This window comes from Arthrobacter sp. P4_F10 (genome assembly GCF_056401435.1).
Genome location: NZ_JBFUJJ010000014.1, coordinates 41,360 through 64,883, shown reverse-complemented (window position 1 = coordinate 64,883; position 23,524 = coordinate 41,360). Strand labels below are relative to the sequence as shown.

General features: G+C 67.8%; 21 protein-coding genes and 1 tRNA gene. 6 read left to right on the top strand and 16 right to left on the bottom strand.

What is annotated here, in order from left to right:
* Positions 1–20 precede the first annotated feature (20 nt).
* From mnhG to AC1DR1_RS14845, 6 genes are read right to left on the bottom strand one after another with little or no spacing between them, the layout of a single operon-like run.
* On the bottom strand, positions 21–422 hold the full coding sequence (gene mnhG / locus AC1DR1_RS14870) for a monovalent cation/H(+) antiporter subunit G (RefSeq protein ID WP_290369343.1): 402 nt from the start codon (positions 420–422) through the stop codon (positions 21–23).
* Positions 412–690 carry an MrpF/PhaF family protein gene (locus AC1DR1_RS14865; protein ID WP_090579929.1) on the bottom strand — a complete coding sequence of 93 codons (279 nt, stop codon included), beginning with the start codon at positions 688–690 and terminating at the stop codon, positions 412–414. Before AC1DR1_RS14865 ends, mnhG begins: the two co-directional genes overlap by 11 nt.
* Positions 687–1,232 carry a Na+/H+ antiporter subunit E gene (locus AC1DR1_RS14860; RefSeq protein ID WP_229993113.1) on the bottom strand — a complete coding sequence of 182 codons (546 nt, stop codon included), beginning with the start codon at positions 1,230–1,232 and terminating at the stop codon, positions 687–689. The genes AC1DR1_RS14865 and AC1DR1_RS14860 overlap by 4 nt, the downstream gene beginning before the upstream one ends.
* Complete coding sequence (locus AC1DR1_RS14855; RefSeq protein WP_476967012.1) at positions 1,229–2,860, bottom strand: Na+/H+ antiporter subunit D; 1,632 nt, start codon at positions 2,858–2,860, stop codon at positions 1,229–1,231. Before AC1DR1_RS14855 ends, AC1DR1_RS14860 begins: the two co-directional genes overlap by 4 nt.
* Positions 2,857–3,459, bottom strand: a complete 603-nt coding sequence (locus tag AC1DR1_RS14850) for a Na(+)/H(+) antiporter subunit C (RefSeq protein ID WP_364748687.1) — start codon at positions 3,457–3,459, stop codon at positions 2,857–2,859. Before AC1DR1_RS14850 ends, AC1DR1_RS14855 begins: the two co-directional genes overlap by 4 nt.
* On the bottom strand, positions 3,456–6,470 hold the full coding sequence (locus tag AC1DR1_RS14845) for a Na+/H+ antiporter subunit A (RefSeq protein ID WP_476992808.1): 3,015 nt from the start codon (positions 6,468–6,470) through the stop codon (positions 3,456–3,458). Before AC1DR1_RS14845 ends, AC1DR1_RS14850 begins: the two co-directional genes overlap by 4 nt.
* A 236-nt stretch (positions 6,471–6,706) precedes the next feature.
* Here AC1DR1_RS14845 and AC1DR1_RS14840 point away from each other — a divergent pair, with 236 nt between their 5' ends.
* The 3 genes from AC1DR1_RS14840 to AC1DR1_RS14830 are packed head-to-tail and all read left to right on the top strand — an operon-like array spanning position 6,707 to position 9,830.
* Positions 6,707–8,107 carry an MFS transporter gene (locus tag AC1DR1_RS14840; protein ID WP_364748690.1) on the top strand — a complete coding sequence of 467 codons (1,401 nt, stop codon included), beginning with the start codon at positions 6,707–6,709 and terminating at the stop codon, positions 8,105–8,107.
* A 38-nt stretch (positions 8,108–8,145) separates the two neighbouring features.
* Complete coding sequence (locus tag AC1DR1_RS14835; protein ID WP_229993108.1) at positions 8,146–8,628, top strand: cation:proton antiporter regulatory subunit; 483 nt, start codon at positions 8,146–8,148, stop codon at positions 8,626–8,628.
* 5 nt (positions 8,629–8,633) lie between these two features.
* Positions 8,634–9,830 (top strand): cation:proton antiporter, encoded by a 1,197-nt coding sequence (locus tag AC1DR1_RS14830; protein ID WP_229993107.1) that lies wholly within the window; start codon positions 8,634–8,636, stop codon positions 9,828–9,830.
* A 63-nt stretch (positions 9,831–9,893) separates the two neighbouring features.
* Here the strand turns inward: AC1DR1_RS14830 and dcd are convergent, their stop codons facing one another.
* From dcd to AC1DR1_RS14810, 4 genes are all read right to left on the bottom strand, one after another.
* Positions 9,894–10,469 carry a dCTP deaminase gene (dcd, locus tag AC1DR1_RS14825; RefSeq protein WP_090579904.1) on the bottom strand — a complete coding sequence of 192 codons (576 nt, stop codon included), beginning with the start codon at positions 10,467–10,469 and terminating at the stop codon, positions 9,894–9,896.
* 92 nt (positions 10,470–10,561) lie between these two features.
* Positions 10,562–11,008 carry an SRPBCC family protein gene (locus AC1DR1_RS14820; protein WP_229993106.1) on the bottom strand — a complete coding sequence of 149 codons (447 nt, stop codon included), beginning with the start codon at positions 11,006–11,008 and terminating at the stop codon, positions 10,562–10,564.
* 193 nt (positions 11,009–11,201) lie between these two features.
* A complete protein-coding gene (locus tag AC1DR1_RS14815) occupies positions 11,202–12,500 on the bottom strand; it encodes an MFS transporter (RefSeq protein ID WP_476992807.1) in 1,299 nt (432 codons plus the stop codon).
* 154 nt (positions 12,501–12,654) lie between these two features.
* Positions 12,655–14,460 carry a thiamine pyrophosphate-binding protein gene (locus tag AC1DR1_RS14810; protein WP_476992806.1) on the bottom strand — a complete coding sequence of 602 codons (1,806 nt, stop codon included), beginning with the start codon at positions 14,458–14,460 and terminating at the stop codon, positions 12,655–12,657.
* 96 nt (positions 14,461–14,556) lie between these two features.
* On the opposite strand from AC1DR1_RS14810, the gene AC1DR1_RS14805 reads away from it, so the two are divergent.
* Entirely contained in the window at positions 14,557–15,006 is a 450-nt protein-coding gene (locus AC1DR1_RS14805; RefSeq protein ID WP_476992805.1) for an acyl-CoA thioesterase, read from the top strand.
* 76 nt (positions 15,007–15,082) lie between these two features.
* Here AC1DR1_RS14805 and AC1DR1_RS14800 read toward each other — a convergent pair whose 3' ends face one another.
* The 5 genes from AC1DR1_RS14800 to AC1DR1_RS14780 form a co-directional block, all read right to left on the bottom strand.
* Positions 15,083–17,464, bottom strand: coding sequence for a bifunctional salicylyl-CoA 5-hydroxylase/oxidoreductase (locus tag AC1DR1_RS14800; protein ID WP_476992804.1), 2,382 nt, complete (start codon positions 17,462–17,464; stop codon positions 15,083–15,085).
* A 10-nt stretch (positions 17,465–17,474) separates the two neighbouring features.
* The gene (locus tag AC1DR1_RS14795; protein WP_476992803.1) at positions 17,475–19,124 is read right to left on the bottom strand and encodes an AMP-binding protein; all 1,650 of its coding nucleotides are present in this window, start codon (positions 19,122–19,124) and stop codon (positions 17,475–17,477) included.
* Positions 19,125–19,253: 129 nt separating this feature from the next.
* Entirely contained in the window at positions 19,254–20,126 is an 873-nt protein-coding gene (locus AC1DR1_RS14790; protein WP_229993100.1) for an acyl-CoA thioesterase, read from the bottom strand.
* The gene (locus AC1DR1_RS14785; protein WP_476992802.1) at positions 20,123–20,572 is read right to left on the bottom strand and encodes a cupin domain-containing protein; all 450 of its coding nucleotides are present in this window, start codon (positions 20,570–20,572) and stop codon (positions 20,123–20,125) included. Before AC1DR1_RS14785 ends, AC1DR1_RS14790 begins: the two co-directional genes overlap by 4 nt.
* A 74-nt stretch (positions 20,573–20,646) precedes the next feature.
* Positions 20,647–21,519: a fumarylacetoacetate hydrolase family protein gene (locus AC1DR1_RS14780; protein ID WP_476992801.1), complete on the bottom strand. Its 873-nt coding sequence runs from the start codon at positions 21,517–21,519 to the stop codon at positions 20,647–20,649.
* Positions 21,520–21,789: 270 nt separating this feature from the next.
* Between AC1DR1_RS14780 and AC1DR1_RS14775 the strand changes: the two genes are divergently transcribed.
* A complete protein-coding gene (locus AC1DR1_RS14775) occupies positions 21,790–22,191 on the top strand; it encodes a RidA family protein (protein ID WP_364748704.1) in 402 nt (133 codons plus the stop codon).
* A gap of 5 nt (positions 22,192–22,196) precedes the next feature.
* Here AC1DR1_RS14775 and AC1DR1_RS14770 read toward each other — a convergent pair whose 3' ends face one another.
* A complete protein-coding gene (locus AC1DR1_RS14770; RefSeq protein ID WP_364748706.1) occupies positions 22,197–23,117 on the bottom strand; it encodes a PaaX family transcriptional regulator in 921 nt (306 codons plus the stop codon).
* Between the two features lie 325 nt (positions 23,118–23,442).
* On the opposite strand from AC1DR1_RS14770, the gene AC1DR1_RS14765 reads away from it, so the two are divergent.
* Positions 23,443–23,516: transfer RNA gene (locus tag AC1DR1_RS14765), tRNA-Gly, on the top strand.
* The last annotated feature ends 8 nt before the right edge of the window (positions 23,517–23,524 follow it).

The following is a 23,524-nucleotide window of genomic DNA, read 5'->3' as shown; positions in this document are numbered from 1 at the left end:
GCGCCGGTCACCGAACGGGCTCAGCGGCCGGCTTCGTCGTCGTCGTCCACTCCGTGTTTGGCCGCCTGCTGGCCCGCTGCCTGTTGAACTACGGCCTCGAGCTCGTCGGAGCTCAGCAGCTCCGGATGCAGGTGCTTGGTCCGGTAGCCGGCCCGGCCCACCATGTGGGCCGACACGGGGACGGTGAGCAGCTGGAAGAGCCAGGCCACCACCAGGACGGGCCACACCCACCAGCTGCGCATCTGCAGGCCAAGCGCCGCCAACAGCAGGAACAGGCCGAGGACCTGCGGCTTGGTGGCGGCGTGCATCCTGCTCATGAGGTCCGGGAACCGCAACAGCCCGATCGCGGCGCCGAGTGACATGAGCGCGCCGGTCACCATGAACACGGCGGAGACGGCATCGATCACTGTTTCAGGATTCACGGACGCTCTCCCTTCTCTCAGCCACGAACCGGGCCACAGTGACCGAGCCGACGAACCCGATGAGGGAAATCGCAACGAGCAGCATCAGGTTGTTGAGGTGCCGGTTGACGGCCATGTCGATGCACAGGGCCGCCCCGAAAATGGCCAGCAGCACGTCGGCGGCGAGAACCCGGTCCAGCAGCGAGGGGCCCCGCCCGATCCGGACGATCGCCCCCGCGGCGGCCAGGGAAAGTACGACGGCGGTCACCGTCAGGACGGTCTGCATCATGCGGCGATCTCCTGTGTGAGGGCGGACAGTTCGTCTTTGGTCCCCATGATCCTGATCAGCCCGGCCTCGGTGTCCCGGACCTCCTTGCGCAGCTTGGCCGCGTCCTCGGCATTGCGGACGTTGATGCCGTGGATGTAGAGCGTGGACGTTGACCTGTCCACCTCCACCACGAGGGATCCCGGAATCAGCGAGATCACATGCCCGGTGGCAGTGACCAGGAGGTCGGAATGGCTCCGAAGCGGCACGGCGACAATGGCGCTGACCACGTTGGGGCCGCGGACCACGGCGAGGTACAGGACCTGGAAGCTTGCCGCGACGACCTTTCCGAGGAAGATGAGGGCGAAGGGCACGGCGCGGAGCACGTTGAAGCGGCCGCCGAGCTCCACGGGGGGCAGATAGAAGATGCGCGCCACAAGCACGGCGATGAGGGCCCCGAAGAGGAGATTGCCCGGGCTGAAGTTCTGCCACAGCGCGCCCCAGACAAAAACGAGCCACACCAGCAGCGGCAGTTCCTGGCGCAGCGAGATCCTTTTCCGGTTCATTTGCCGCCACCCTGCAACTCGCCCTGCCCGGGCTGGGCCGCCGGAGGCACCGGCGGCACCGGCGCGTCCTCGCCAAGCACGGCCTGGATATAGGAGGACCTGTCCAGCATCTCCTCGGCGGACTGGTCGGCCACCCTGAACAGCGGCCCGGCGAAGACGGTCAGGGCCACGCCAAAGACCACCAGGCCCAGGGTGGAGCCCACCATGGTGCGGGGCAGCAGGGTCACGTTCGTCCTCCCGGCCCGGTCCCCGGTGGCGGAGTCGGCCGGTGCCGCCAGGAGCACCGGATCGGGGTGCTCAGCGTCCTCGGGCTTGCGCCAGAACGCCCGGTTCCAGACCCTCGCGATAGCCAGCAGGGTCAGCAGGCTCGTCAGCACGCCACCGATCACCAGGGCGTAGGCCAGCGGTGTGCCCAGTTCGACGCCTGCCTGTAGCAGCCCCAGCTTGCCCAGGAAACCCGAGAACGGCGGGATTCCGGCCAGGTTCATGGCGGGAATGAAGAACAGGACCCCCAAGACCGGGGAGAGCTTGGCCAGCCCGGCCACGCGGTCCATGGATGAGCTGCCGCCGCGGCGTTCAATCAGGCCGGTCACCAGGAACAGGCTGGTCTGGATGGTGATGTGGTGGGCCACGTAGAACACCGCGGCGCCCAGGCCGGCCACCGTGGACATGGCCAGGCCGAACACCATGTAGCCAATGTGGCTGACCAGCGTGAAGGACAAGAGCCTCTTGATGTCGCTTTGGGCCAGGGCGCCGAGGATACCCACCACCATGGTCAGCAGCGCCGCGACCATGAGCGGGGCGTTGAGCGCATCCCCCGGGAAAAGCAGCGTCTCCGTGCGGACCATCGCATACACGCCCACCTTGGTCAGCAGCCCGGCAAACACCGCGGTGACGGGGGCCGGTGCAGTGGGGTAGGAGTCGGGGAGCCAGAAGGACAGCGGGAAGACGGCGGCCTTGATGCCGAAGGCCACCAGCAGCATGACGTGCAGCAGCGTCCGGGTGCCTTGGTCGAGGTCCCCGAGCTTGATGGCGAGATCCGCCATATTGATGGTTCCGGTGGCGCCGTAGACCATGGCGATCGCGATCAGGAACAGTACCGAGGACACGACGGAAACCACCACGTAGGTCACGCCGGCCCGGATGCGCGGGCCCGTGCCGCCGAGGGTGATGAGCACGTAGCTGGCCGTCAGCAGAATCTCAAAGCCGACGTAGAGGTTGAAGAGGTCTCCGGAGAGGAAGGCGTTCGACACCCCGGCCACGAGGATCAGGTAGGTCGGGTGGAAGATCGAGACCGGCGCGTCGCGGTCGCCGTCGGCCATGCCCTGTCCCGTTGCGTAGATCAGCACCGCAAGGCTCACGGTCGAGGACACCACGAGCATGAGCGAGGAGAACTGGTCCACCACCAGCACGATGCCCCAGGGCGGCAGCCAGCCGCCGATGTCCACCGCGGCCGTCCCGCCTTCCCAGACGGAGGCCAGCAGCCAGCACTCCAGCAGCAGGGTCAGGGTCAGGACGGCGATGCTGATCGCGCGCTGGGCCCGGGTGTGATGGATGAGCAGGAACGTCAGGGCGGCGCCCAGGATGGGGAGTACGACGGCGAGCGGGGCAAAGCTGGTGATGTTCACTCTTCGCCTCCTTCCGGGCTGGGGTCAACGTTCAGGGAACCGGGCTGCTCTTCAGAGGCGGCCTTGTCGGCCCGCACGGGGCGGTCACCGGACATGACCGCGGCCGTGCCGCCCCCTGTGCCGGGAGCGGGAGCGGAGGCTGTGGCCTTGTCTATGGTTCCGGCGCCGTCGGAGCCGACCATGGCCAGCGGGAACTCTGACGTCTCGGCCGGGATCACGGAGTCGTCCTCGGCATCGAAGCTGGGCGTTTCTGCGACGCGGCGGTCCTCGGCGTCGTCCTGGATTTCATCCTGGCGGGCCAGGACCCAGGTGCGGTAGATGATGCCCAGCATAAACGCCGTGACGGCGAAGGAGATCACGATCGAAGTCAGGATCAGGGCCTGCGGCAGGGGGTCGTTGTAGTCCCCCGCCGGGGTGTCCTTGTCGAAGATCGGCGCCAGCCCGGCGTAGCCGCCGGTGGCGAGGATCAGCAGGTTGGTGGCGTTGGCCAGCAGCATGAGGCCCAGCAGGACCCGGGTGAGGCTGCGTTCGAGGATCAGGTAGATGCCGCAGGCGTAGAGGGCGCCCATGACCGTCAGCAGGGTCAGGTTGACGCTCATGTTCTCCCCCTGGAAGTGGTTTCGGCGTCGTCGGCCTCGACGGGGGCCCCGGCGGGGACTCCGCCGCTGTCCTCGTCTTCGGAGGGCTCGGCGGGCTCTTCGAAGTGCTCGTCGATTTCCGCACCGAGGCTGCGCAGCACGTCCAGGACCAGTCCGACCACCACGATGTACACACCGATGTCGAAGATGGTCGAGGTGACGAACTTGATGTCACCGAAGACCGGTAGCCACAGCTCCACGATGGCGCTCTGGAACACCTGGCCGCCCAGCAGCAGCGGAGTCATTCCGGCGGCCGCCGCCGTGGCCAGGCCGATCCCCAGCAGGGTGCCGGCGCCGACGGGCGTGGCTTCGCGGAGTTCGAAGCGGCCGCCTGCCAGGTAGCGGATGGTCAGGGCGAGGCCGGCGGTGAGGCCACCGGCGAAGCCACCACCGGGCAGGTTGTGGCCGGCGAGGAGCAGATAGAGGGAGAACACGATGATCGAGTGGAAGATGAGGCGGGTGACCACCTCGAAGATGATCGAGCGGCGTTCGGGTGCCAGGGTCCGGCCGGCCACCAGCCAGGCGTCGCGCGTCGCGGCAGCAAACCGCCGGTTCATCGCCAGGGCGGCATCATCCCTGGTGCTGCCCCTGGCTCCGGTCCGCCGGCCCACGGTCCCTTCCTCGACCGACGCGGACGTCTGGAGGCGGTCGCCGCGGCCCCGGACGAAAATAAGGCTGGCCACGCCGGTGGCGGCCAGGGCAAGGACGGAGATCTCGCCAAAGGTGTCCCAGGCCCGGATGTCCACCAGGGTCACGTTGACGACGTTGAGGCCGCCGCCGCCTTCATAGGCCAGTTGCGGGAACTGCAGGGAGACCGGCGCTGCCACCCGGGCGCCGAGGGCGTAGATGGCCACGAAGATCATGGTGACGCCGAAGGCCAGGCCGATCACCACGCGGATGACCCGGTATCTGCCGCCGGTGCGGTCCCGCAGCCCCGGCGGAAGGCTCCGCATGGCCAGCACGAACGCCACCAGGATGATGGTTTCGACCAGCATCTGGGTCAGGGCAAGGTCCGGGGCCCCCTGCAGCGCGAACATCAGGGCAATCCCGTAGCCGGTGACGGACACCATCAGGACGGCCAGGAACCGTTTGTTGGCGCGCACCGCGGCCAGCGCCCCGATCACGATCCCGGCGCCGGCCACCAACTGCAGCGGCGCACCGGGATCGATGAAATACAGACCCTCCGGCAGCGGCTTGTTGGCCATCAACAGCGCCGTCAGCGGCAGGACGAACGCCACGGTCAGGATGACCGAGAGGTAGAAGAACAGCGAGCCTCGCTGGGTGCGGCCGGTGATCCAGACCGCGGCGTCGTCCAGGGCGCCGATCGTGTGCTGGTAGGCGCGGTCGCTGTCGATCCAGCCCGGCACCAGTGCCTGCAGCCGGGCCACGGCGTTGCGGCCGTAGAACATGGCCAGGCCCAGGACGAACGTCACCGCGGTCAGCCCCAGGGCCGGGGTGATGCCGTGCCACAGCGCCAGGTGCCCGGGCGAGGACGTGGAGCCGTCCACAAACAGCTCCGCATAGGGCTGGATCCAGCCGTCCACGGGGGCGGGCCATAGTCCGTAAAGGACCGTGAGGAGGCTCAGGATCGCAGGCGCGGCCAGGAAGGCGGGTTTGATCGGTTTGAAGGACGTGGGCTCCACGCCGGGCTTGACAGCGAAGGCGCCCCACATGAACCGGGCGCTGTAGGCGAAGGTCAGGACGGAGCCCAGGACCACACCTCCCAGCAGCCAGGGCCCGGTCCCGGACTCCGAGCTGTATTGGATGAAGGCCTCGTACACCGATTCCTTGGCGACGAAGCCGGCCAGCGGGGGTACGCCCGCCATCGAGGCCGCGCCGATCGCCGCGACGATCGCCAGTGCCCGGGCCGAGCCGTAGACGCCGGAGAGCTCGCGGATGTCCCGGGTCCCGGCCTGGTGGTCGATGATTCCCACCACCAGGAAGAGCGTGGCCTTGAACAGCCCGTGCGCCAGGAGCAAGGCTAGCCCGGCGAGCGCCGCCTCGGGGGTGCCCAGGCCCACCACCATGATCATGAAGCCCAGCTGGCTCACGGTGCCGTAGGCGAGGATGAGCTTGATGTCGGTCTGCCGCAGGGCCCGGTAGCCGCCCACCAGCATGGTGGCCAGGCCCAGGCCGAGCACGATCGGCAGCCAGGGCGCGGTTTCCGCGAATCCGGGGGCCATCCGGGCAACCAGGTAGATCCCGGCCTTCACCATGGCCGCGGCGTGCAGGTACGCGCTGACGGGTGTGGGGGCAGCCATCGCGCCGGGGAGCCAGAAGTGGAACGGCACCAGGGCGGATTTGGTGATCGCACCGATCAGGATGAGGACGACGGCGGCGCTCACGGCCCCGCCCGCGGGGCCGGCGACAAGGGCGGGTGCCTCGTCCACGATGGCCTGGATCCGGTAGGTTCCGGCCGTCGAACCGAGGATGATGAGCCCCACAAGCATGGCCAGCCCGCCGGCCGTGGTCACCACCAGCGCCTGCAGCGCCGAGCGCCGAGCGGAGAGCCGGGTGCGGGCGTAGCCGATCAGCAGGTAGGACAGTACCGTGGTCAGTTCCCAGAAGATGAACATCAGCAGGAGGTCATCGGCGGTAACGAGGCCGAACATCGCACCGGCGAAGGCCAGGAGCTGGGCCCCGAAACCGCCGAGGTACTCGTCCTTGTTCTCGAAGTAGCGGGCGCAATAGACCAGCACCAGCGCACCCACCCCCAGCACCAGCAGGGACATGACCCAGGCCAGGGCGTCCATCCGGAACGCGAGATCGAGTTGCAGCCCGGGAATCCAGGGCACCACTTCCGTGATCGCCCCGTCTGGACCTGAATACACTGCCTCATGCTGCAGGAGCAGCCAGATAAAGGAGGCCGCGGGGACCGCGGCCAGGGCGAAGAACGAATTCCTGCCAAACTTTCGGAACAGCAGCGGGGCCACAGCAGCCACCGCAAAGTGCACGGCAAGGACTGTGATCACTGGTATCTCCGCAACGTCAGAAAAGTCGATTGTCAGCAAGTTGGAGCAGGCGGGTCATTTGTTAGGTTCGGTGCCGACAGTTTACCAAGCGTGTACAAATTCTTTTGGCAGGGACACCGGCCGCTGGACAATTCGAAGCCAAAGCGGCGCCGGAGCCAAACAATGCCCGGCAAAACCCGCCGGAGACCCTGCACGCTGCCCCGCGGAGGAGACCCTGGGCAGTTACCATTCAGGCTATGAATACTGCCGCCGCCCCAGAGGCAATGCGCCCCTCGGAACTGGAATCGGGAAGCCCCGTCTCGCACAGGGGCCGGGTCCTCGCGTGGGCCGCGTGGGACTGGGGTTCGGCTGCCTTCAACGCCGTCATGACAACGTTTGTTTTCACCGTCTACCTGACCTCCAAGGCATTCGGCGGGGAGGACCAGGCCTCGGCGGTCCTGGGCGCCGCGCTGGCGGCCGCCGGTGTGGCCGTCGCCCTCCTGGCCCCGGTCACCGGGCAGCGCTCGGACACCGGGGGCCGGCGGAAGCTGTGGCTGGGAGTCAACACGGCCGCCGTCGCGCTCCTGACCGGGCTGTGCTTCTTCGTCTTTCCCCGGCCCGACTTCCTGATCCTCGGCGTCACGCTGATAGCACTGGGCAACGTCTTCTTCGAATTTGCGGGGGTCAACTACAACGCCATGCTCACCCAGATCTCCACCCCGCACAACATCGGCAAGGTCAGTGGCTTCGGCTGGGGAATGGGGTATCTCGGCGGCATCGTGGCGCTGCTGATTGTGCTCCAGCTCTTTGTCCAGCCCAGCTTCGACTGGTTTGGCGCCTCCACCGCGGACAGCCTGAACATCCGGCTGGTGGCAGTGTTCTCGGCCCTGTGGTTCTTCATCTTTGCCCTGCCGGTGCTGTTTGCGGTGCCGGAGCTGCCACGCTCCGAGCGGGGCGCAGGCATTGGGTTCCTCGCCTCCTACGGCCTGCTGGTCCGGCGTATCAAGGCGATCTACCGGACCAGCCCGCACACCATCTACTTCCTTCTCGCGAGCGCCATCTTCCGGGACGGGCTGGCCGCGGTTTTCACCTTTGGCGGGATCATCGCGGCCGGCACCTTTGGCTTCGAACTCAAGGACGTCATCTTCTTCGCGATCTTCGGAAACGTCGTGGCGGCCGTCGGCGCCATCCTCGGCGGCTTCCTGGATGACAAGATCGGGCCGAAGTCCGTGATCATCGCGTCCCTCGCCGGCCTGCTGGTGGCGGGCACGGCAATCCTGGTCCTCGGCAACGGGAGCTACGAGTTCTTTGGCATGGCCTGGGCCGGGACCACCACATTCTGGATTTTCGGCCTGCTGCTGTGCCTCTTCGTGGGACCGGCCCAGTCGTCCTCCCGCGCCTACCTCGCCCGGCTCGCCCCGCACGGCGAATCCGGCGAGCTCTTCGGCCTCTACGCCACCACGGGCCGGGCCGTGAGTTTCCTCGCCCCCGCCCTTTTCACCCTGTGCATCACAGTCGCCGCTCCCTTCGTGGAAGCCGGCGAGGCCCAGCGCTGGGGCATCCTCGGCATCATGGTGGTGCTGCTCGCGGGCCTGCTCGTGCTCCTGCCGGTCAAGGCCCCCGACCAGACCGAAATCGCGGTGGTCCCCGAGGCGTGAGGCGGCCGAAAAGCCGGTTCGCGCACTAGGCTGATCATATGAACGTGGATGAGACGGACCTCCCCGGCCTCGGCCGGCGCAAGGACTTCATGACTGCCTCCGGACGCCGGATCGGCGTGGTCGAATACCGGGAGGGCCAGACAGAACTCATCGTCTCGACCTGGGACGATCCTGACACCTGCCAGGCCTCCGTCCCGCTGACCGCGGACGAGTCCGCCACCCTGGGCAACCTCCTGGGCGGCCAGCGCCTTGCAATGAAACTCTCCGAAGCCCACCGGGAAATTCCCGGCATCGTCACGCGCCAGTTCTCGATCAGCGCCGAGTCCCCCTTCCAGAACCAGCCGATGGGCAAAGCGTGCATCCGGACCCGCAGCGGGGTCTCAATCGTGGCCATCATGCGCGAAGGCGAGGTCCTGCCCTCCCCGGGACCCGACGTCGTCCTTCACCCCGGTGACCTCCTCGTTGCGGTGGGAACGCAAGAAGGCCTGGACACGGCGGCCGGCATCCTGCGCAACGGATAAGCGGCATGGATCCGCTCGCCCTGACCCTGATCGAGCTGGGGGCCGTCGTCTTCTGTCTCGGCCTGCTGGCCAGACTGGCCGGGCGGATCGGCATGTCGCCCATCCCGCTCTATCTGGTGGGCGGGCTGTTCTTTGGGGCCGGCGGCCTCGTCAAACTCGAAGGCATGCACGAGTTCGCCCATCTTTCCGCCGAGATCGGCGTGATCCTGCTCCTGCTTATGCTTGGACTGGAATATACGGCAACCGAACTCGTCACCGGGCTGCGGCGGTCCTGGCAAGCCGGCATCCTCGATCTGCTGCTCAATTTCCTGCCCGGCGCAGGGCTCGCGGTGATGCTGGGATGGGGCGTCGTGGGGGCGATGGTGATGGGCGGCGTCACCTACATTTCTTCCTCCGGGATCGCGGCCAAGGTGATTACCGATCTCGGCCGGATCGGCAACCGGGAAACCCCGGTGGTCCTGTCCATCCTGGTCTTCGAGGACCTGGCCATGGCCGTGTACCTGCCGGTCCTGACCGCCACCCTGGCCGGCGTCAGCTTGCTGATGGGCCTGCAGACCGTGGGCATCTCCCTGGCCGTCGTCACCCTGGTCCTGGTGGTGGCCCTGCGGCACGGGCACCACGTGTCCAAGGCCGTGCACAGCGAGAACTCCGAGGTGTTCCTGCTCAACCTGCTGGGCGCGGCGCTTCTTGTGGCGGGGCTCGCCGCCGCCATGCAGGTTTCCGCGGCCGTCGGAGCGTTTATGCTCGGTATCGCGATTTCCGGCGCCACGGCCCACAGCGCCACCCGTGTCCTGGAACCGCTCCGTGACCTCTTCGCGGCGATCTTCTTCGTTGTCTTTGGCCTCAACACAGACCCCCGGTCCATCCCGCCGGTCCTTGGCTGGGCCCTGTTGCTGGCCGTGGTGACGGCAGCCACCAAGATGATCACCGGGTTCTGGGCCGCCAAACGGGCCGGAATCGGCGTTCCCGGCCGTTACCGTGCGGGGGCCGCCCTGATCGCGCGAGGCGAGTTCTCGATTGTCATCGCCGGCCTGGCTGTCGCCTCCGGCGTGGTGCCCTCGGATCTGGCAGCCCTCGCCACCGCCTACGTCCTGATCATGGCGATCGTGGGGCCGCTGGCCGCCCGCTTCGTGGAGCCGCTGGTCCGGGTCCTGCGCCGTCCGGTGAGGGGACCCGCGTTCAGGACCTCCGGCCCGGCGTGAGGCTGCCGCCGGTACGAGCCGCGGCGCTGGATGTCGGCGTCAGATTACAGCGCCTGAAATGGGCTAGATGTCGGTGAGGTGGAAATTCAGGTGGCTGCGGCTGGCAGTGGGACCGCGCTGGCCCTGGTAGCGGTTGCCGTATTCCCCCGAACCGTAGGGGTGCTCCGCGGCGGAGGATAGCCGGAAGAAGCACAGCTGGCCGATCTTCATGCCCGGCCACAGCTTGATGGGCAGCGTGGCCATGTTGGACAGTTCCAGCGTGACGTGGCCGGAGAATCCGGGATCGATGAAGCCTGCCGTCGAGTGCGTCAGCAGGCCGAGCCGGCCAAGGGAGGACTTGCCCTCGAGGCGGGCCGCGATGTCATCCGGCAGCGTCACGGTCTCGTAGGTGGAGCCAAGGACAAACTCCCCCGGGTGCAGGATAAACGGCTCGCCGGACTCCACTTCCACCAGGCGGGTCAGCTCGGGCTGCTCTTCGGCCGGGTCGATGTGGGCGTATTTGTGGTTATCGAACAGCCGGAAGAACTTGTCGATCCTGACGTCCACGGAGGACGGCTGGACCATGGCGGGGTCGAACGGTTCGAGGACAATCCGCTCGGAGTCAATTTCGGTTCGAATGTCGCGGTCAGAGATCAGCACAGGTTCAAAAATACCGCACGGCGCCCTGCCGGGCCGCACGGACGGACGCAGCCGCCCAGTGTGACATCCCCGGGGCGTCTGCACCCAGACGTCTATTCCGCGGCAGGCATATCTTCGAGGAGGGACTTGAGCCGTTCGAGCTGGCCCACCTCGGCCTTCATCCGCCGGCGGAACGGGCTGGTCATCCGGACCATGAATCCCTTGGGCTCGTAGTTCAGGGCGAAACGGACGCGGGTACTGGGACCCTCCGTGCTCAGGTAGTAGCCGCCGTGCGGCCGGGCAGGGCCGACGAGGACCTGGTACTGGATCTCCGCGCCCGTCCGGGCCGCGATGATTTCGAAGTCCGCGGCCACGGGACGTCCGCCGGGCCCTGCGACCGTCTGCCGGTACACAGCACCTTTGGCACCGGCGGCGCCGGAGAGCAGTTCCACGCTCCTGACCCCTTCCCGCCACAGCGGCAGATGGACCGGGTCCAGGAGGAAGTTGTACACGCTCAGGGCGTCACGGTGGATGATGACGTCGTACTCTGCGAATGCCACGAAAATCCTTGCTCGGCGGACGGCAAATGGGCGTAGCCCGCTTCCCCCGAACTGCAGCTAACCATTTCAGGATAGACAGCAAGGCCCGCCCCGCGCGGCTGCGGGACGGGCCTTTATCGAAGAGTTATCGCCCCCGGACTGCATCCAGGCTGCGTGTCGCTCAGTGACTGCTTCGCAGGGGCTGCTACAGGGACTACTTTTCGGTTAGCTTCGGCACCGAGAACACCACAATGGCCCCGATCACGGCGAACGCTGCGAACATGTAGAAGTTGAGCTGCCAGCCGAAGGCCATCCCGGCAATCAGCCCGCCGATCAGCGGCCCGCAGATGGCGCCGATGCGTCCGATGCCCAGGGACCAGCTCAGGGCGGTGGCACTCAGGGACTGCGGGTAGTGGGTGGCGCAGTAGCCGCCCACCAGGATCTGAGTTCCCACCGAGCCGAGGCCGGCGAAGGCGACAATGACGAGCAGCATCGCCAGCGGCAGCTGGAGGCTCAGCATGAGGATCGCCACGAAGGCCAGGATGAAGGAGCCGGTGACCACCTTGCGGATGCCGATCTTGTCCGCCAGCACGGAGGCGCTGATGGAGCCGACTATCGCGCCGGCGTTGAGGACCAGCAGGAACGTCAGGGCATCCCCGAGCTGGAAGCCGGCCTGGCGCATGATCTGCGGAAGCCAGGTGTTCAGCCCGTAGACCAGCAGCAGCCCGCAGAAGTTCGCGAGCGCAAACAGGACGGTGGAGCGGAGCCACTTGCGGGTGAACAGGGTCTTCATGGCTGACTTCGGCGCCTCGGCACCGGTCTTGACGTCCTCTGCGGTGACGATGTCCGAGTAGACCAGGCCGTAGCGGTCCGCGGTGGCCCTGGCTTCTTCGATGCGCTGTTTGCGGGCCAGGTACGCCACCGATTCGGGCAGGACCTTCCAGGCGACGGGGAGCAGGGTGAGAAGAGGCAGGGCGCCGATGGCGTACATCCAGCGGAAGTCGATGTGCGGCAGGAGGTTGATGGCAAGCAGCGAGGCGCCGACGCCGCCCACGGAGTACCCGCTGAACATCACCGCGTTGGCGATCTGGCGGCGCTCCTTGCGGGCGTATTCGACCGTCAGCGCAATGCAGGTCGGCACAATGCCCCCCAGGCCCAGGCCTGTCAGGAACCGCAGGAAGCCGAACACCTCGGCGGACGGCGCGAAGGCCGTGAGCAGCATGCAGATGGAGAACCACGCGATGCAGGCGAGCATGATGCGGCGGCGGCCCAGCTTGTCTGTCAGGATGCCGACCGAGAGCGTGCCGACCAGCATGCCCACCAGGGCGAGGCTGCCGATCAGGCCGGCCTGCGCGGGGGTGACGCCCCATTCCTGGAATTTCAGGATCGTGGGGACGGTGGATCCGTAGACCACCAGGTCGTAGCCATCAAAGACGATGGCCAGGAAACACAGGATGAGGACGGCGTGGCCCTTCCAGCGGGTCGTGGCCTCGTTGCGCAACTCAGTCGACATTGACTGCGTCATGGATCTACCTCTCGTTGAGATTTCATGGGGATTTGTGCGGTGGCTCACATGCTGTGCCCACTGTGTCACGCTTTGATTCCGACAGTAAACAAGTCAGCATATATCGTTTACGTAACGATCGTCAGGTATTATCCGGCCGGCGTCAGTGGCCCTTGAACGCCTCGGCGAGCCACCAGGCGCCGCCGTCGGACGAGATCTTGGCATCGATGACCAGCGGGCGGGCGGGCCTCTCGCGCACCCAGGCGCGGACCTCCTCGAGATCCGCCACGCTGCGGACCGTCACTGCGTCCGCGCCGAAGCCCCGGGCGATCGCGGCGATGTCCGTGTCCGGGAAGGTCACGGTACTCAGATCGACGGCGGGGCCGACGGCGGGACCGTTACCGTCCGCAGCTCCCGCGCCAAAGTGGTGGACTTCCGCCCCGTAGCCTGCATCGTTGTAGATGATGCAGACGAGCGGCAGCTCCAGCCGGACGGCGGTCTCCAGTTCGCTGATGCCCATCAGGAAGCCGCCGTCCCCGGCACCGAGCACGGGCAGCCGGTCCGGCCGGGCCAGCGCAGCCCCGATCGCGGTGGAGAGCCCGAGACCGATCGACTGGAAGGCCTGCGTGAAGCAGAACCCGAACTCGTCCGGGACCTTCAGATAGGTGCTGGGATAGCCCATGAAGTTGCCGGAGTCGATCGAGACGATCCGCTCCGCCGGCAGGATGGCGTCCAGTTCGCGGCTCAGCTCCCGCGGATCGATCCGTCCGCCGCCGGAGAGATCCGGCGTTTCGACGTCGTTCCAGCGCGAGCGTTCTGCGATGGCCGCCGCGTTCCGCGCGGTGCGGTACCGCTGCGCCGGGGCCGGCTGGAGCGTCCGCAGCTCCGTGAGGACATCCGCCGCTGTCAGCGCGGCATCCCCCACCACGCCCAGGCCGATGGGCCGGTTGGCACCAAGCGCGGAGTCCTCGACGTCGACCTGGGCCACGGCGGTCCCGTCCGAGATCAGGTGGCCGTGCCGCATGGTCCACATGTTCAGGGCGCAGCCCCAGCCGACGATCAGGTCGGCGCCCTGGATCAGCTCGGCGCTCAGTGGTGAGGAGAATCCGCCCGAGATCCCGAGGGCGAACTCCTCGTTGTGGAACAACCCGTTCGCCACCGCGGACGTGGCCACGATGGCACCGGCGTGGGCGGCAAGGCTGAGCAGTTCCTCCCGCGCATTCCTTGCCCCGCGGCCTGCCACAAAGACCGGGCGCTCCGCGGCGTTGATCAGGTGTGCCAGGCGCCGGACGCTGGGGGCGGCGGGGCGGACCGGCTGGGCTTCGGCGACGGCGGCCGGGTGCGCTGCCGCCCGTGCGCTTGCCGGCGCCGGGGCGGACTGGACGTCGAGGGGCAGGTTGAGCACCACGGTGCGGCGTTCGTTCCGGGCGGTGCGGAAGGCCCGGAGGGTGTCCGCGACGGCGGTGGCCGGGGAATGGATCCGCTCGCTCACGGCTCCGACGCTGCGGGCGAGGGCGTCCTGGTCGATCTTGAAGTTGGAGCGGACAGCGGAGGCCTGGGTGTCGGCCGTCAGCACGATCAGCGGCGTGCGGCTCTTGGCGGCTTCCCCGATCCCGGTGACGGCGTTGCTCAGCCCGCAGCCCTGATGTGTGCTCACGACGCCCACCCGGCCGGACATCCGGGCGTAGGCGTCGGCCATTGTGGCGGCGCCGCCCTCGTGCCGGGCGGCGGTGAAGGGCACCCCGGCCAGGCGCAGGGCGTTGGTCACCTCGAAGTTGCCGCTGCCGACGACGCCGAAGACATGCCCGACGCCGAGCTCCGCCAGGGTCCGGCCCACCAGCTGGGCGACCGTCCCGGCTGCCTGCTGCGCCGGAGCCCCGTCTGTGTCCCGGGCCGTGTCCCGTGCCGCTTCGACGGGCTCGCGGGAGGCTTCAAAGGTGCCGGGGGAAATGTGTGAAGCTACTACCATGGACTTACCTTCCATTGAGTAATGCACCGGTTGAGTACTGCACTGGTTGAGTGCCGCACTGCTGCTGACTGCTCTTCGAACTTCCAGGCGGCATCCATGAACCCCACCCAGTCCCTTCCGTGCACGGCCACGACGGCGACTCTGGAACGGACCATCGAATGGGTGGATACGGATGCCGCGGGGCACCAGCACAATTCGGCGGTGCTCCGCTTTGTTGAGGCCTGCGAGGCCAAGTTGTTCCGGGACCTGGATCTGCCGGAGTATTTCCCGACGGCCCCGCGGGTTCGCCACGAGCTCAACTACCGGGCGAAGTTGTACTTCGGCCAGCAGGTCACCACCACCGTAGTGGTGGAGAAAATCGGCCGCACGTCCATGACGTTCAGCTTTGAAGTGTGGGGCGAGCCGTTCCGCGGCGAACCCCGCGCCCTTGCCGCCCACGGGTCCTTCGTCACCGCCCATGTGGCCCAGGGCGGCACGGCCGCCACCCCGTGGCCGGCGGAGCTGACGGCCAAGGTCACCGCCCGCGAGGCCTCCGGCCGGGACTAACCCGTCCGGACGCTGCCCGGCACCGCGCCTTTGCGGCACCGGGCATTGGGCCCGGGCAGCGGCCCTCCAACCGGCGCTAGACCGACGCCGGCACCTTGGCCGGCGTCCAGCGCAGGTGCGTCGGCAGTTCGGCGGCCTCCGGCTCCCGCACGAGCGCCAGCCGGGGCCGGACCGCGTCGGTGCGCGCCTCCGGTGGCTTCCGGCTGCCGGCCCGGAACTGCTGCGGCCAGGCGGCGCCGGGCCCCCGGTAGTCCTGCTCGATCGCCGCATGCAGGGTCCACTGCGGATCGAACAGGTGCGTACGGCCGAGGGCGCAGAGGTCCGCGCGGCCTGCCAGCAGGATTGAGTTGACGTCGTCGTAGGAGGACACCGCCCCCACCGCGATCACCGCGACGCCTGCCTTGTGCGCCACTTCCTGCCGGATCCGGTCCGCGAACGGCGTCTGGTAGCTGCGGCCGTAGGCTGGTTTCTCCTCCTTGACCACCTGGCCGGAGGAGACGTCCACGCCGTCGGCGCCGTGCTCCACGAACGCCCGGGCAATCGCGACGGCGTCGTGCTCGTCGTTGCCGCCGGGGGCCCAGTCCGTCGCCGAAAGCCGCACGGTCAGCGGCTTGTCCGCCGGCCAGGCGGCGCGGACGGCGTCGAATACCTCCAGCGGGTAGCGCAGCCGGTTCTCCAGCGGTCCGCCGTATTCGTCGCTGCGCCGGTTGGCCAGCGGCGAGAGGAACGAGGAGAGCAGGTAGCCGTGCGCGCAGTGCAGCTCCAGCAGGTCGAAGCCCGAGGCGGCCGCACGGACGGCGGCGGCGACAAACTCGTCCCGGACCCGGTCCATTTCAGCGCGGCTGATTTCCCGCGGCGCCGGACTGCCGGGGCCGTACGGGATAGCCGAGGGGCCCACCGGCTCCCAGCCGCCCTCGGGAAGCGGTTCGTCGATGCCTTCCCACATGAGTTTGGTGGAGCCTTTGCGGCCGGAATGGCCAAGCTGGACGCCGATGGCCGCCGTCGAGCGCTCGTGTACGAACTCGACGATCGTGCGCCAGCTCTCCTGCTGGGCCTCGTTGTAGAGGCCGCTGCAGCCCGGCGTGATGCGGCCGGTCTCGGAGACGCAGACCATCTCGGTCATGACCAGGCCGGCGCCGCCGAGGGCCTTGCCCCCGAGGTGGACCAGGTGGAAGTTGCCCGGGACGCCGTCGGTGGCGGAGTACATGTCCATCGGGGAGACGACGATCCGGTTCTTCAGCTCCAGCCCGCCGATCCGGTACGGCTGGAACATGGCAGGGGCACTGGACGCGATGCCCTGCGTGCGGGCGAATTCCTCATCCACGCGGGCCGCGAACTCGGGATCGCGCAGCTTGAGGTTGTCGTAGGTGATCCGGCGGCTGCGGGTGAGCAGGTTGAAGCAGAACTGCACCGGGTTCTGGTCCTTGTACATTCCGATGTTCTCGAACCATTCCAGCGAGGCCTGGGCTGCGCGCTGGGTGGATTCGACCACCGGCCGTCGCTCGGTTTCGTAGGCTGCCAGGGCGGCCTCAAGCTCGGCGTGCTCGTGCAGGCAGGCCGCCAGGGCGAGGGAGTCCTCCATGGCCAGTTTGGTGCCGGAGCCGATGGAGAAGTGCGCGGTGTGGGCGGCATCGCCGAGGAGCACGATGTTGCCGTGCCGCCAGGACTCGTTGCGGACCGTGGTGAAGTTGATCCACTTGGAGTTGTTGACCAGGACTTCGTGGCCCTCAAGCTCTTCGGCGAAGATGGCAAGGATCGCGTCGACGGCCGCCTCGTCGCTTTCGCCGGGCCGGAAGACCTGGTGCTCGGTGGCGTCGAATCCGGCGTTGCGCCACACGTCCTCGTGCATTTCGACGATGAAGGTGCTGCCCTCGTCCGAGTACGGGTAGCCGTGGATCTGCATGACGCCGTGCTCGGTGTCCTTGACGAAGAACTTGAACGCCTCAAAGACGAGGTCGGTGCCCAGCCACATGTACTTGGACTTGCGGACGTCCAGGCTGGGCCGGAACACCTCTGCAAAGCGGGAACGGACGGCGGAGTTCAGGCCGTCCGCGGCGAGGACCAGGTCGTAGTCCCGGCTGAGTTCCTCAACGTCGGGCGCCAGCGTGCTGAAGCGCAGGTCGACGTCGAGTTCGGCGCAGCGGCGCTGCAGCAGCTCGAGCAGCTCTTTCCGGCTCATGGCGGCGAAGCCCTGCCCGCCGACGGTGTGCTGACCGCCCTTGAAGTGGATGTCGATGTCGGTCCAGCGGGCAAAGCGCTCGGACATGTGCTCGGCGATCACGGTGTCCGCGTTGCCGATTCCGCCGAGGGTCTCGTCGCTGAAGACGACGCCGAAGCCGAACGTGTCGCTTGCGGCGTTGCGTTCCCAGACGGTGACCTCGTGGTTCGGGTCCAGCTGCTTCATGAGGGCGGCGAAGTACAGTCCGCCCGGACCGCCGCCGATGATTGCGATTTTCATGTGGTGCCTCTCAGGCGTTCTGGTGTTCGGGGGTGGCGGTGTCAGCGGCCAGCTGCTCGCGCAGCCGGAAGTGCTGGAGTTTGCCGCTGGGGTTGCGGGGCAGTCCGTCAACGAAGTTCACCTGCCGCGGGTACTTGTACGGGGCGATGCCCTGCTTGACGAAGTCCTGGATTTCCTTGCGCTTCGCGTCATCGGCCTCGACGCCCTCGCGCAGCACGATGAAGGCGCAGACCACGCTGCCCCGGTCCGGGTCGGGCCTGCCGACGACGGCGTTTTCCATCACGTCCGGGTGCTGGTCAATCGCGGCTTCCACCTCCGGGGCGCCGATGTTGTAGCCGGAGGACACGATCATGTTGTCGGAGCGGGCCTGGTAGTAGAAGTAGCCGTCCTCGTCCCGGCGGAAGGTGTCGCCGGTGACGTTCCAGCCATTGACGACGTAGTCCAGCTGGCGGGAATCGTTGAGGTAGCGGCAGCCGGTGGGCCCGATCACGGCGAGGCGTCCGACGGCGTCCGGGCCGAGTTCCCCACCGTCGTCGTCCAGAATCGTGGCGCGGTAGCCGGGGACGGCCGTGCCGGTGGCGCCGGCGCGGATGTCCTCCCCTGCCGCGGAGATGAAGACGTGCAGCATTTCGGTGGCACCGATGCCATTGACCAGCTTCAGGCCGGTGCGTTCATGGACCGCGCGCCAGGTCTCGGCCGGCAGGTGCTCACCGGCTGAGACTGCCGTGCGGAGGCTGGCGAGCAGCCCCTCGGCGCCTTCCTTGAGGATCGCCTTGTAGGCCGTCGGTGCGGTGAACAGGATGGTGGCCTTGGCCGCGTGCACGGCCTGCGCCAGTTCGAGCGGGGTGGCTCGTTCGGTCAGCAGCGAGGCGGCCCCGAAGCGCAGCGGGAAGACCACCAGGCCGCCCAGCCCGAAGGTGAAGGCCAGCGGCGGGGACCCCGCGAAGACGTCCTCCGGCGTCGGCGCAAGGATGTGCCGGGCGAAAGTGTCAGCGTTGGCGAGGATGTCGCGGTGGAAATGCATGGTGATCTTCGGCGTTCCGGTGGTGCCCGACGTCGGGCCGAGCAGGGCGACGTCGTCCGCGGCGGTCGGGACGGCGCTGAACTCGCCGCTCTTGGCAGCACAGCGGGCGGTGAGGTCCGTGCCGGTGCTGCCCCCCATGGCCAGCACCGGCACGTCGTTTCCGGCTGCCTCGGCGAGGTCGTCCAGGAACCGGCTGTCGCACAGGGCGGCGGCCGGTGCGGTCAGCTCCAGCAGGGTCCGGATCTCGTTGGCGCGCAGTGCCGGCATGATCGTGACCACCACGGCGCCGGCCTTGAGCACGCCAAGCCAGGCCGCGACGAGCCACGGGTTGTTCGGCGAGCGGAGCATCACCCGGTTCCCGGGGACCACCCCCAAATCCTCAACCAGGACCTGGGCCACCTGGTTGGCGTGGCGCTGCAGCTCACCGTAACTCCAGGCGTTGCCGTCCGGGGTGAGCAGGGCCGGGCGCTCGGCACCGAAGCTGCGGACGGCGTCGTCAATCAGCGCGGCGGCGGCGTTGAGCTGTTGCGGGTACTGCAGTTCCGGGAGGGTGAACTCCAGCGCGGGCCACTGCTCTGCCGGCGGCAGATTGTCACGCGCGAAGGTGTCCTGGTGCGCCGAGGGCGTCAGTTCCATGGCAAACCTTTCGTATCGTCATTGATAAGAGGTCACTGATAAGAGGTCACAGCTAAGAGGTCACAGCTAAGAGGTGGAACGGCTCATCGATTGCTCCGTAACGGCCGTCATGGCGGCCCAAAAGGGCAGTTACGGAGCAGTCGACATCCGGATCATGCCTTCCTGGACCACRGTGGCCAGGAGCCGGCCCTGCCGGTCGTAGAAGTGGCCCTGCGCCAGGCCGCGGCTGGCCTGGGCGGAGACTGCTTCCTGGACGTACAGCAGCCAGTCGTCCACCCGGCCTTCGCGGTGGAACCACATGGCGTGGTCCAGGCTGGCCGTGACCAGGCCCGGATCGCCCCATGCGTAGCCGTGCACCCGGAGCACCGGTTCCAGGATGGTGTAGTCGCAGACGTAGGCCAGCGCCGCGCGCTGCAGATCCGGGTCATCCGGGAGCCGGTCGAAGGCCTTGACCCAGACTGCCTGGTGCGGCACCTGCTCCCCCTCAACGCTGAGGTAGACGGCGCCCGGCACATGCCGCATGTCGAAACTGCGGCCGCCGGACCAGTAGGCTGCGGCGTCGCCTTCGACGCCGTCAAGCACGTCGGCGGAGGACGGCAGCGACTCCGGATCCGGGATCCCGGCCGGCATGGCACGGGCGAATTCCTCGCCGGATTCCTCCGCGTGGAAGGAGGCCATGGCCACGTAGACGGTCTTGCCGCCCTGGTAGGCGCGGACCTGCCGGGTGGAGTAGCCCCGCCCGTCGCGGAGCCGCTCCACCTCGTAGCGGACTTCGGCGCCGATGTCCGCCGGCCGCATGAAGTAGCTGTGCATCGAGTGCAGCGAGCGGTCATCCCCCACCGAGCGCATCGCTGCAGCCGCGGCCTGGGCCACCATGTCTCCGCCGTAGGCCTTGGGCCACGGCACGTACTGCGTCGTGGCGGTGTAGGCCTCGTCGAGGAACTCCGGTTCGATCGGCGTCAGCTCGAGGGCGGACAGCAGGATCTCCGACGTCGGAGTCATGCCCGGCGGTACCCGGCGAGCACGGAGTCATCGACGTCCTCGAGGTTCACCACAATGTTTTCCGGGGTGCGGGCCGTGAGCCAGACGAGCTCCTCGGTGATGCTCATGTTGGCTTCCACGTGCGGCATGTACGGCGGGACGAAAACCCAGTCGCCCTCGGTCATGTCGATGAACTCCTTGTAGTCCTCGCCGAAGTAGATCCGGCCGTGGCCGCGCAGCACGTAGCCGCCGGTCTCGGCTTCGCCGTGGTGGTGCGGGAAGGAGCGGTAGCCGGGTTCGTTGCTGACCTGGCCGTACCAAATCTTTGTAGCAGGGGTGTGCTGCGGGCTGACACCGGAGATCCGGACGGCCCCGCCGGACTGGCCGGTGTCGCGGTGCTCAGCACCCCTGCGGGTCACGACGGGGACAACCTGCGCGGTCAGCTGATCTGCGATCTGTTCGGTCATGGTGTTTCCTCTCTGTCGGCGGCAGCCTGGGTTGCCGCCACTGGGTGGTGTGGGGTGCGTGTGAGCCGGTGGCGTCAGAGACGGACCGTGTTGGTGAGCGTGCCGATGCCCTCGACCTCGGTGGTGACGACGTCGCCGTCGTGCAGGAAGCGGGGCGGGACGGCGCCCATGCCGACACCGCCGGGGGTGCCGGTGAGGACGACGTCGCCGGGGCTCAGCCGGGTGAAGGTGGAGATATAGGACAGCAGGGCGGCCGCGGTGAAGACGAGTGTCCTGGTGTTGCCGTTCTGGACCTCTTCGCCGTTGACCAGGCAACGGACCCGGACGCCGGCCTCGGGGTCGCATTCGTCCGGGGTCACAAGTACGGGACCCAGCGGGGTGGTGCGGTCAAAGGCCTTGCCCTGGAACCACTGCAGGGTGCGGCTCTGCCAGTCGCGCATGGAGATATCGTTCGCCACGGTGTAGCCGGCGATCGCGGCCGAGGCTTCCTCCGGCGAGGCATTCTTGAGCGGGGCGCCGACGACGACCGCCAGCTCCGCCTCCCAGTCCAGCCGGGCGCCGTGCCCGGCGGCGTCAATGACCTCGCTGTCGCCGATCAGGGTGTCCGCGTACTTGGCGAACAGGGTGGGGTACTCCGGCAGCTCCCGGCCCATTTCCGCGATGTGGTCCGCGTAGTTCAGGCCACAACAGATGACCTTGGCGGGGCGCGGCAGCACGGTGGCGAACCGGGCGGCGCTAACGGGGATGGACTCACCCGGGAGGCCGCCAGCGGTTTCCGCGGCGGCAACGGCTGCAGCTGCATGCTCCCGCCAGCCGGCGCTTCCCAGCAGTTCGCTGAGGTCCTGTGCGGCCAGCAGCACAAACCGGTCCCCGGACTGCACGGCGGCGCGGGTGGCAGGGCCGCCCCTGGCGTCGCGGGCTGCCGTAATAACGGTCGCAAGGCGCATGTTTCTTCACTTCCGGTTCGACGGCGGAACCGGCCCCTTTGCCGATTCCGGTGACGTGTCCACTGCGCCATCCCCAACGAGGGTATGTCGACATTTTTACGGTCGTCACATATGCTCAAGTTAACACGAATTCACCGGTTTGGGTAGACCCGCTTCGGTTCCGGATCCGGTCAACGGCCGGCGCCGACCGGCGCCGACTAGCCCGTAGGTACGCTCGCATTTACCAAAATCACCGCCGACTCAATACCGCCGACTCAATGAGGAGCCACCATGAACCACAAGGTCATCAACCCCGCAGCCCTGGCCAAGCCCTCCGGCTTCGCCCACGGCATCCTGGCCGGCAACACCGTGTTCCTGGGCGGCCAGACGGCCATGGACAACAACGGCACCATTGTTCCCGGCGGCATCGTGGAGCAGTTCCGTCAGTGCTTCTCCAACGTCCTCACCACGCTGGCTGAGGCCGGGGGCATGCCCTCGGACCTGGTCAACGTCACCATCTACCTGACCGACGTCGAGGACTACCAGAAGAACGGTCGCGAAATCGGGCGGATCTGGCGCGAGATGGCGGGCACCGACTATCCCGCGATGGCCGGCGTCGGCGTCACCCGGCTCTGGCAGGCCGAGGCGCTGATCGAGATCCAGGCCATCGCCGTCGTGTCAGGCCAGGGCTAGGACTACTACGCGGTAGCGGAACTGCCCGTGGCCCCCAGCAGCCGCTCGGCATGCTGGCGGGCCGGGCCGTTCAGGAGGCGGTGCAGTTCCGCGAAGATCCGCTCCGCGGTCAGCCCGTGCCAGCCCGGCGGCAGGAACTCCTCGGGCAGGCCCGGATCCAGATAGGGCAGCCGACGCCACTGGGTGAGGAGCTGGACGTAGTCCGCGAAGGCCGCCCGGTCGGCGTCGGGCCCGGACGCCGGCGCGCCCGCCGATTCCCAGCGTTCCAGCACCGGAGCGAAGCGTTCGATGAACTCCGCGTAGAGCGATTCAAGTGCCGGAAGGTCCCACCATCGGGAGACTTTGTCCTTGACGTCCTCGGCGGTCAGGTGCTCCGCCTTGAAGAACTCCACGTATTCCATCAGCCCTGTCCGCTCGAGCTGGTGCCTGATGTCCTCATAGGTGTTGCCCGGGGCAATCCAGAGCCCGGGCGTCACGGAACCGAAGCCCATCCGGGTCAGCATGCTGCGCAGCTGGTGGCGAAGGTGGCGCTGCGATTCCGGGACGGAGAAGGCGATGAGGAGCCAGCGGTCGGCCGCCGTCGCCCGCCGGGGCGAAAAGATGCGGCGGTCGCCCTCCTGGAAGACATCCTCCAGGTTGGGGGCCAGCCGGTAGGCGGCCACGCCGCCCTGTTTGACACTCTCCAGCACACCGCGGCGCTTGAGCCGGGACACGGAAGAGCGCACCCCGGACGACTCGACGCCAAGGTCGTCCAGCATGGAAATCAGCACCGAGACGGGCAGGGCGCCGCCGTTTGAGCGCCCATACAGGCCGTAAATCGTGACGATTAGCTGCTGGTGCCGCGGGGTCAGCCGGGGAACGGCGCTTCCGGCGGCAGGCTCGGCGTCCGGGTCGGCGTCCAGCGGCGGCGCTGGGTCTTCTACCACCGTCGGCCTTCCCTCGGGAGAACAGTCATGGATCTAGGCTATAGAGGTCTGCGCGCCCCGACGGCCATGACGCTCCGCGAACCGGTGCCGTGCCGCGTCCGGCGAAGCCGCTGCCCGCTTGGTCCGGGGCTGGGGACCGGCCGGCCCCGCCCGTTTGACGGAGATGGCCGCTCTGCGGAGCGGTTAGCGACCATCTCCGGCAAACGGAGGAGTGCGCTGCCCACGATTTCGACCGCGTGACCTGTTCGGAGAACGCCCGCGGCTGGGGTAAGGTAAATCTCGTTGTTTCACTGGGGCAAAGTCCAGCACGCTGGCTGGCCCCACTGCGGCTGTAGCTCAATGGTAGAGCGCTAGCTTCCCAAGCTTGATACGCGGGTTCGATTCCCGTCAGCCGCTCCAATCCACTC

Excerpts from the sequence above, each read along its gene's own strand:
- AC1DR1_RS14830 (WP_229993107.1), top strand. The coding sequence starts at position 8,634 with ATGGATCCGCTCGCCCTGACCCTGATCGAGCTGGGGGCCGTCGTCTTC.
- AC1DR1_RS14775 (WP_364748704.1), top strand. The coding sequence starts at position 21,790 with ATGAACCACAAGGTCATCAACCCCGCAGCCCTGGCCAAGCCCTCCGGC.
- AC1DR1_RS14865 (WP_090579929.1), bottom strand. The coding sequence starts at position 690 with ATGATGCAGACCGTCCTGACGGTGACCGCCGTCGTACTTTCCCTGGCC.
- AC1DR1_RS14810 (WP_476992806.1), bottom strand. The coding sequence starts at position 14,460 with ATGGTAGTAGCTTCACACATTTCCCCCGGCACCTTTGAAGCCTCCCGC.
- AC1DR1_RS14785 (WP_476992802.1), bottom strand. The coding sequence starts at position 20,572 with ATGACCGAACAGATCGCAGATCAGCTGACCGCGCAGGTTGTCCCCGTC.
- AC1DR1_RS14780 (WP_476992801.1), bottom strand. The coding sequence starts at position 21,519 with ATGCGCCTTGCGACCGTTATTACGGCAGCCCGCGACGCCAGGGGCGGC.
- AC1DR1_RS14815 (WP_476992807.1), bottom strand. The coding sequence starts at position 12,500 with ATGTCGACTGAGTTGCGCAACGAGGCCACGACCCGCTGGAAGGGCCAC.
- AC1DR1_RS14800 (WP_476992804.1), bottom strand. The coding sequence starts at position 17,464 with ATGAAAATCGCAATCATCGGCGGCGGTCCGGGCGGACTGTACTTCGCC.
- AC1DR1_RS14835 (WP_229993108.1), top strand. The coding sequence starts at position 8,146 with ATGAACGTGGATGAGACGGACCTCCCCGGCCTCGGCCGGCGCAAGGAC.
- AC1DR1_RS14850 (WP_364748687.1), bottom strand. The coding sequence starts at position 3,459 with ATGAGCGTCAACCTGACCCTGCTGACGGTCATGGGCGCCCTCTACGCC.
- AC1DR1_RS14805 (WP_476992805.1), top strand. The coding sequence starts at position 14,557 with ATGAACCCCACCCAGTCCCTTCCGTGCACGGCCACGACGGCGACTCTG.
- AC1DR1_RS14840 (WP_364748690.1), top strand. The coding sequence starts at position 6,707 with ATGAATACTGCCGCCGCCCCAGAGGCAATGCGCCCCTCGGAACTGGAA.
- AC1DR1_RS14860 (WP_229993113.1), bottom strand. The coding sequence starts at position 1,232 with ATGAACCGGAAAAGGATCTCGCTGCGCCAGGAACTGCCGCTGCTGGTG.
- AC1DR1_RS14795 (WP_476992803.1), bottom strand. The coding sequence starts at position 19,124 with ATGGAACTGACGCCCTCGGCGCACCAGGACACCTTCGCGCGTGACAAT.